Here is an 8,525-nt window from a genome sequence, read left to right as displayed (position 1 = left end):
CCCGATGGCGACCGATCCGGAACGCAGCCTCGCCTTCCAGGCCGCCCGCGCGCTGGTGTTCGAAGGGGTCAGCCAGCCCAGCGGCTATACCGAGCCGCTGCTCCACAGCTTCCGCCACAAGGCAAAATCTCTGAACTGACTGCAAGATCAGTAAGTTGAGAAGCCAGACACCGCCAACCGCAAGGTCGGCGGTGTCTGGCTTGTCTACCATTCGCAGGCATCAAACCGACTTACCGGACGATCGGTCCCACGCCGGCACACACCTGACAATTGCCTATAGCCATATCGTCATTTTCGTAATTCCTGTGCCGCCCGGCAAATCATAGCCTCCCCCGAGAAAACACGCCGATCTGGGCAATCAGAGACGGGCGCCACACGCATTGTTGCCGCACGGCTTCAGCACGAAGGCGAACCGTATTACCCGATCACGCGCCACGTAATCAGCCAAATTGCTCGAAAAACTATAAATGATGGGGAAGATCAAATGCCTTCTGCGCGGCTAGAATCCAGCTTCAAGCTCACGGCAAAACTGCTTGGCGGCGCCTGCCTTCTCTCGCTGATCCAACCTGAACTTGCCTTCTCGCAGACAATGAGCGGCAATCAGGAGAACCCCGGATCAAGCGAAGCACCCGCTTCGGAGGCCATTGTCGTCACTGGATCGCGGATCGTCCGCAATGGCAATGAAAGCCCTTCGCCGGTCACGGTTGTCCAGACCCAGGACATCCTGCAGATGCGTCCGGGCGTCCTGTCCGAGGCGTTAAGCATCCTCCCGGTCTTCGCCGGGTCGAAGGGCACCACCAGCAACCCGTCGACCACCGGACCGACGGTGGGCGGCAACGGCAATGCCAATCAGTTGAACCTGCGTAACCTCGGCCCCAACCGGACCCTCGTCTTGCTTGACGGCTATCGCGTACCGCCGACCAGCTTCAACAACATCGTCGATGTCGATATCATGCCCCAGATGCTGATCCAGCGGGTCGACACCGTGACGGGCGGCGTATCTGCTGTTTATGGTTCTGACGCTGTCGCCGGTGTCGTGAACTACATCCTCGACAAGAAGTTTCAGGGCCTTCGCCTCCAGGCCAATTCCGGCATTTCGCAACTGGGCGATGCGCGCAAGGTGCAGGCGGGCGTGGCCTATGGCCGCAATCTGCTCGACAACCGTGCTCATTTCGAGGCCAGCTACGAATACATCCTCAACGAAGGCATCCCCGCGCGCTCCGATCGCTCGTTCCTCAACCAGATTGGCATGACCGGCGCGGGTACCTCCACAAATCCTTATCTGCTGCAGAGAAATCTGCGCCAGGCCGGCTTTCCGTTCGGCGGTCTGATCACCAATGGACTGTTCGCAAACCAGGTGTTCGGGACCGACGGCACGCTCCATGCCTTCCAGAACGGGACCACGACCGGATCGTCTGGCATTCAGGTCGGCGGCGAAGGCGGCTACTTCGATGCCACCCTCGCCGGCAAGCTCTATGCCCACCAGTTCTTTGGCCGGTTCGACTACGAGGTGTCCGACGCGCTGAAGGCCTATGTCCAGGTCAGCGGCAACCACAAGCTCAACCAGAACTGGTCCGACCCGCTGCGCCTGAACAGGGTCACGATCAGCGCGACTGATCCGTTCCTGGCGCAAACCTATCGTACGCAATTGGCCAACGCCAACCAGTCCACCTTCCTGCTCAGCCAACTCGGTGGCAACAACACCCGACTGGATTCCCGGTCGCTGTCCGATCAGTGGATCATTTCGGGCGGCCTCGACGGTTCGTTCGGGAAGGACTGGCAGTGGGGCGTCAACTACAGCTACAACCAGTCAATCCTCAACGTCACGCTCAACAACAACCCGGATTACCAGCGGCTTGCAGCCGCGCTCGACGCGGTGACCAATTCGTCAAACCAGATCGTCTGCAACATCACCATCACCAACCCCACCGCGCCGGTGGCGCAGGGTTGTGTGCCCTACAATCCCTTCGGTCAGGGCGCGGCCAGTCAAGCCTCGCTCAACTACATCCTCACCTCCAGCACTTATCGCGCGGTCACTCGCCAGAACGACGTGACCGCCCACATTGCCGGCTCGCCCTTCTCCTCTTGGGCCGGTCCGGTGAAGGTCGCCCTCTCGGCCGAATGGCGGCGCCTTGCCTTCAGCGCCAAGAGCAGCCTGCACCCGACCGACCTGCGTGATTGCACGGGTCTGCGCTTCAACTGCTCGTCGACCGCGACGATCTCGGACTTCACCTTCCCGGACAACCCGAAGATCAGCCAGTCCGTGTCGGAAGGGGCGATCGAGGTCGAGATTCCCCTGCTCAAGGATGTGCCTCTGGTCCAGGAGCTGAGCCTCAACGGCGCGGCCCGTTACACCCATTACGACACCAGCGGAAACTACTGGACCTGGAAGATCGGCGGCGAATGGCGGGTCAGCGACAATCTGCGCTTCCGCGCGACGCACTCGCGCGATATCCGCGCGCCCACGCTCTACGAACTCTTCGCCCCGGCCTCGACCATCCAGGTCACGACCCAGGACCTTCTGCTGACCGGCGGGCCGACCTCGTTCGCCCCGATCGTCACCTTCGGCAATCCGACGTTGACCGCCGAAGTGGCGCATACCTGGACCGCCGGTATGGTCTGGCGGCCCACGCCTCGTCTAAGCTTCACGGTCGATGCCTATTCCATCCGTATCGCCAACGCGATCGCGACGATTTCGGGCAATGCCCCGTCGCTCCAGAATGCGTGCTACGACAGCGGCGGCACCTCGTACTTCTGCACCTTGCAGGCACGGCCGGGCGGTTACAGCCGGACCGCGGCGAACATGGCCACCAGTAACGCAGTCACCACCTGGTACGGCGCCTATCTCAACCTCGCCGCGATCTCGACCAAGGGCATCGACGCCGAGGTGAACTATTCCGGCGAACTGTTCGGGGGCCCGATGAACCTGCGCCTGATGGCTGCCTACCAGCCGCACATCTACTATGTGACCCCCGGCTCGCCGACGATCGACCAGGGCAGCGCGGGATTCGGCCCCTCGGGCTTCAACCCGGCGGCTCCGCTGCGCATCGCCGGCTTCTTCCGGTTCCAGCCTGCCGAGCACTTCACCGTGGACATCCTCGAGAAGTGGCGCGGGGCGATGAAACAGAGCGGCGACCCGACTGTGACCATCGTCGACAACCGCATCTCGCCCTTCGCCACGACCTCGCTCAGCTTCACGGCCGATATCGGGGCGGGCTCGGGGAAGGCGCAGGTCGTCTTCACGATCGAGAACCTGTTCAATGCGCGCCCCCCGGCCGGCGGTTACATCACCAACGGCAGCCGCGCGGGTCTGCGTGACGGCTTCGTGGCCGGCGATGACGTGGTCGGGAGAGCCTTCAACATCGGCGTTCGGGCGAAATTCTGATCCTGCCGTGCCCGCCGGAAAGTCCGGCGGGCACGTTTCATATCCCCCGACAGAACCAGCCAGAAGGGCACTGCCATGGCTTATGTTTCCGTTGCCGAGAACCTGACCGAGAGCGAGCCGAACGTCCGGCCTTGGCCGGCAGCACGCTACGCCTGGGGCGTGGCAATCCTGTTGTCTCTCGCCAATGCCGCCTCTCATGCCGACCGCGTCGTCATCAACCTCACCATCTCGCCGCTCAAGGCCGAGTTCGCACTGACCGACACTCAGTTCGGCGCGCTGCAGGGCTTGGCATTCGGCCTGTTCTACATGGTGTGCAGCGTGCCCTTGGGCCGTCTGGCCGACACGTTCCAGCGCCGCTACGTCCTCGGCGTTTCGCTCGCGCTGTTCAGCATGTTCTCGATGGCTTCGGGCCTTGCGCGCAGCTTCGGGCAATTGTTCGCCACCCGCGTCGGCGTAGGCATCGGCGAAGCCTCGATGACCCCCACCGGCATGTCGCTGCTGAGTGACCTGTTCCCTGCGCACCGCCTCGGTCGCGCCGCCAGCCTGTTCTATCTCAGCACGCCCCTTGGCCTTGGTCTCGCCTTCGTAGCCGGCGGCAAGCTACTCAAGGAATTGAACTTTATCGCCGCACAGGGCGGCCTGCCTTTCGGACTTGAACCCTGGCAGGCATGTTTCCTGATTCTGGGTTTCCCCGGCCTGCTGCTGGTTCCTGCCTTTCTTATGCTGCGCGAACCCGAACGGCGGGGCGCACGCAGCAAGAAGTCGCTCTCAATGCGCGAAGTGGCCGGGATTGTCCGCGAGCGAGCTCTGGTGCTTTCGTTGATGTTCGTCGGCTTCTCGATGGTTCCGCTGATCAACATCGCGTTCAACACCTGGACACCTGCCCTGTTCGAACGCGTGTTCGACTGGACCCCGGCCCAGTTCGGTATCCGTTTCGGCCTGGTTCTCGCCACTTTCGGCGTCGCCGGGGTCTGCTTTGCCGGCTGGTTGTCTGATCGCCTGACCCGCGCTGGCTACAGGGACGCACCGCTGCGCGTGGCCGCGCTGTGCTTCATCCCCTGCGGCATCTTTTCGGCGGCCGCACCACTGATGCCGAATGCCGATCTGGCCCTCGCAATGATCGCCCCGGCGATCTTCCTCAGCAACGTGCCGCTGGTGTGCGGCGCGATCGGGTTCCAGTTGATCCTGCCCAATCGCGCGCGGGCGCAGGTCACCGGCCTGTTCATCATGGTAACGGGTCTGGTCGGCCATGGCCTCGGTCCGGTGATCATCGGCATGATGAATGACCACGTGTTCACCGGCCTTTCCGGTATCCGCTATTCGATGTCGCTGGTGGTCGGAACGGCCGCACCGACCATGGCGCTCCTGCTGCTGGTGGCGTGCAAGCCCTACGCCCGCCTGCGCGAGGCCATGGAGGCCGAGTGACCGTTGGATCCCGGGCGGTGAACGGTGGCAATGGCTTCGCGGTGACGACATCGCACCCGTCGTCTTCGGGCGACGGGTTATTGCCACCGCGCCGGCATTGGGCCCTCGCCGGGTTGTGGGCCGCGATCATCATGGCCGTGCTCGATGGCTCCGTGATGAATCTGGCCCTGCCGATCATTGCCCGTGACTTTACCATCAGTTCGGCCAGCACGACCTGGCTGATCACCTCGTACCAGATCGCCATCGTCATGGGCCTGCTCCCGCTCAGCGCCTTGGGCGAGCGCTTCGGCTATCATCAGGTCTACTGCTCAGGCTTGGCGATTTTCGTGGTGGCCTCGATCGGCTGCGCGGTGTCGACCGGCATCGCGATGCTGGCTGGGTTCCGGTTCGTCCAGGGACTGGGCGCCGCCGCCATCATGGCGGTCAACGGAGCGCAGATGCGTCTCGCCTGGCCGTCCGGCCTGCTCTCACGCGGCATCGGATACAACGCCGTCATAGTTGCGGGGACCGCCGCCGCCGGACCACCGCTGGCCGGTTTGCTCCTGTCGTTTGCCGACTGGCCCTTGTTGTTCCTGGTGAACCTGCCGATCGGGCTCGCTTCGCTGTTGCTCGTCACCCACTTCGGCCTGCGGCGACCAGCAGAAACTTCGACGTTCGACGGCATCGGCGCGCTACTCAACGCGGTCAGCTTCGGCGCGATTTTTCTCGGTTGCTCAGAACTCGTCCACGGCGCCCCCCAGCTTCGCGCAGCCGGGTTCCTGCTCGTCGGTCTCCTCCTGTTCCTCGCGCTGCTCCGACGCAGCGCACGTCAGGAGCGGCCGATGCTGCCGATCGACCTGTTCCGTTTTCGCCGTCTCGCCTTCGCCTATGGCGCCTCGGTCTGCGCATTCGCCGCCCAGATGTGCCTCCTGCTGGCGCTGCCGTTCCTCCTGGTCGATACGATGCGCGTGCCGGTCGCAGCGGTCGGTCTTCTGCTGCTTCCGCTTCCCGCGGCGATTGCGCTCTCCTCCCCACTCGCCGCGCGGTTGGCCGATCGGCGCTGGGCAGGCCTGATGAGCGGCGCCGGCCTCGCCCTCGCGGCGATCGCCATGGGCGCTCTGGCGTTCCTGGCAGACCAAGCGCCGCCTCTGTCGCAGATCGCCGCGATCATGGCCCTGTGCGGCGCCGGCTACGGCCTGTTCCAGAGCCCCAACAACAACGTGATGCTGCGAACCGCGCCGCTCGAACGCGCGGGCGCCGCGGCCGGGATGCAGGCGACATGCCGCGTTGCCGGCCAGACGGTGGGCGCCTTGATCGCCGCCCTCGCCCTGCACCTACCACAGTCAGGCCCTGTCCTGTCCCTCTATGCCGGGAGCGGCTTGGCGCTGATCGCCGCCCTGATCGCCCGCGGCCGGTGAAGGCCATCCTTCCACCCGCCCCTCGAAATTCACTTGGAGAATGCAGAGTGAGCCAAAATCCAATGTTACCAACGGGGGTTCCCGACTATCTGTCCGACTTCGAGGATATTCCCGGCACGCGGATCTTCACGGCTTCCCGCGCGCGCAAAGGCTACCATCTCAACCAGTTCGCAATGAGCCTGATGAAGGCCGAGAATCGCGCACGATTCAAAGCGGACGAACGCGCCTATCTCGACGAATGGCCCATGTCCGAGGAGCAGAAGCTGGCGCTGCTCGCCCGCGACTACAACACACTGCTCGATCTGGGGGGGAACGTCTACTTCCTCGCCAAGGTCTTCTCGACCGACGGGATCAGCTTTGCCGAAGCCGTCTCCACCATGACCGACATGACCTTCCCCCAGTATCAGGAGATGATGTTGAAAGGCGGCAGGCCGGCCGCGGGCAATCGCTCGATCAAGGGAGGATACTGAAATGGCCCGCATCACCGCCGGCATCGGCTCCAGCCACGTTCCGCTGATGGGCGTGGCCGTCGACCAGAACAAGTCCGCCGACGCCTATTTCGCCCCGATTTTCGAGGGCTACGACTGGACCCGCGCCTGGCTGGCCAAGGACAAACCGGACGTCGTCATCCTAGTCTATAACGATCACGCGTCGGCCTTCGACGCGAACATTATTCCGACTTTCGCCATCGGCACGGGAGAGCGCTTCAGGTCTGCCGACGAAGGTTGGGGACCGCGTCCGGTCCCGGACGTCGAGGGGCACCCGGACCTTGCCTGGCATGTTGCCCAGAGCCTGATCCTCGACGATTTCGACATGACCATCATCAACGAGATGGACGTCGACCACGGCCTGACCGTGCCGCTGTCGATGATGTTCGGCCAGCCGGAAGCCTGGCCCGCGAAGGTCATCCCGCTCGCCGTCAACGTGGTGACTTACCCAGTCCCCTCGGGCAATCGTTGCTGGTTGCTGGGCGAGGCAATCCGCCGCGCGGTCGAGAGCTTCCCCGAGGACCTCAACGTGCAGATCTGGGGAACCGGCGGAATGAGCCACCAGCTCCAGGGCCCGCGCGCTGGCCTGCTCAACCGCGAATGGGACAACCGCTTCATGGACGGGCTTGTGGGCGACAGCGATGCCAACCGCTGGATTCCCCATATCGAATACCTGCGCGAGACCGGCTCGGAAGGGATCGAGATGGTGATGTGGCTGATCATGCGCAGCGCGCTCGGCAGTGAGACCCGGCTGCTCCACCGCCATTATCACATTCCGTGCAGCAATACAGCGATCGGCCACATGGTGCTCGAACCCGTGGAATCCGCCCCGACCGCCTGAAGCAGGCCGGCCGCGCGGATGGCAGGAACATTGCCATCCGCGTGGCCGCTAAATGGGATCAAGGAAAGATGACGCCTTCTCAGCGGATCGAGATCGAGCACCACTGTGCCCGGCTCGTCGCGCACTACGCCAACCTCAACGACGCTGGCCATTGGGACGCGCTTGCCGCTCTGTTTGCGCCTGACGGCCGCTTCGCCCGGCCCACCGCTCCCGATGACTGGATCTGCGGGCGCGATGCCATCCTCGTCGCCTTTCGCACCCGCCCAGCCCGCCGGGCCCGTCACCTCTGCGCCAATGTGGTGATCGACGCCATTGACGCCGAGCATGCAATCGGCCAGTCCGCGCTCGCCCTCCTCGCGGAAGGCAGCACGCCGGTTGCCGGCTCATTCCATGATCGCTTCGTGAAAACCGTCGATGGTTGGAAATTCGCGGAGCGTCGGGGCTCGCTCGCGTTCTGATCAATCCTGCGTCGGAACGACTCAGGCTTCCAGTTCCGCCCCCAAATTGCGGTAGCGCCCACGGAAGAAGATCATCGGATCGCCCTCGCCCAGTGCATCGAGCGCGCGGACCCGGCCGACCACCAGCCAGTGATCGCCAAGGTCATGAATCCGGTCGAGTGTGCAGTCGATCCAGGCCAAGGCGTCGGCCAGCCGGGGCAGTCCGCCCGGGCTGGTTTCAAGGTCGAGGCCGGTAAAACGATCTTTCGAACGGGCCGTGAAGCGCGTGCAATGCGCCGCCTGCCCGGCACCGAGCACGTTGATGCAGAAGGCCTCGCTTTCGGCCATCCCCTGCCACGAGGCGGATGATTTCGCCGGGAAGAAGCCGACGAGCGGCGGATCGAGCGAGATCGAGCAGAAACTGCCCACCACCATGGCCTGCCTGGCACCGCCCCGATCGAGCGCCGTGACCACGCAGACGCCTGTGGGATAGCCTCCCAAAACCTGCCGGAACCTGACCGGATCGACCACGCGTGATCTCCCTGCTCTGCC

General features: G+C 64.0%; 7 protein-coding genes. 6 read left to right on the top strand and 1 reads right to left on the bottom strand.

Annotation, left to right across the window (positions count from 1 at the left end; genetic code table 11):
- Positions 1 to 484 precede the first annotated feature (484 nt).
- From H7F51_RS15965 to H7F51_RS15940, 6 genes are all read left to right on the top strand, one after another.
- On the top strand, positions 485 to 3,385 hold the full coding sequence (locus H7F51_RS15965) for a TonB-dependent receptor plug domain-containing protein (protein ID WP_185665309.1): 2,901 nt from the start codon (positions 485 to 487) through the stop codon (positions 3,383 to 3,385).
- Positions 3,386 to 3,460: 75 nt separating this feature from the next.
- Entirely contained in the window at positions 3,461 to 4,810 is a 1,350-nt protein-coding gene (locus tag H7F51_RS15960; protein WP_185665308.1) for a spinster family MFS transporter, read from the top strand.
- Positions 4,807 to 6,207: an MFS transporter gene (locus H7F51_RS15955; protein ID WP_185665307.1), complete on the top strand. Its 1,401-nt coding sequence runs from the start codon at positions 4,807 to 4,809 to the stop codon at positions 6,205 to 6,207. Before H7F51_RS15960 ends, H7F51_RS15955 begins: the two co-directional genes overlap by 4 nt.
- 62 nt (positions 6,208 to 6,269) lie before the next feature.
- Positions 6,270 to 6,677, top strand: a complete 408-nt coding sequence (gene ligA, locus H7F51_RS15950) for a protocatechuate 4,5-dioxygenase subunit alpha (protein ID WP_185665306.1) — start codon at positions 6,270 to 6,272, stop codon at positions 6,675 to 6,677.
- A 1-nt stretch (position 6,678) separates the two neighbouring features.
- On the top strand, positions 6,679 to 7,536 hold the full coding sequence (locus H7F51_RS15945; protein ID WP_185665305.1) for a class III extradiol dioxygenase subunit beta: 858 nt from the start codon (positions 6,679 to 6,681) through the stop codon (positions 7,534 to 7,536).
- Positions 7,537 to 7,604: 68 nt separating this feature from the next.
- A complete protein-coding gene (locus H7F51_RS15940) occupies positions 7,605 to 7,994 on the top strand; it encodes a nuclear transport factor 2 family protein (RefSeq protein WP_185665304.1) in 390 nt (129 codons plus the stop codon).
- A 21-nt stretch (positions 7,995 to 8,015) separates the two neighbouring features.
- Here the strand turns inward: H7F51_RS15940 and H7F51_RS15935 are convergent, their stop codons facing one another.
- On the bottom strand, positions 8,016 to 8,504 hold the full coding sequence (locus H7F51_RS15935) for a flavin reductase (protein WP_185665303.1): 489 nt from the start codon (positions 8,502 to 8,504) through the stop codon (positions 8,016 to 8,018).
- Between the last annotated feature and the right edge of the window lie 21 nt (positions 8,505 to 8,525).

The sequence above is a fragment of the Novosphingobium flavum genome (assembly GCF_014230315.1).
GTDB classification, from domain to species: Bacteria; Pseudomonadota; Alphaproteobacteria; order Sphingomonadales; family Sphingomonadaceae; genus Novosphingobium; species Novosphingobium flavum.
Note: the sequence above shows the minus strand (reverse complement) of the source record. Positions and strands in the feature narration are given on the sequence as shown.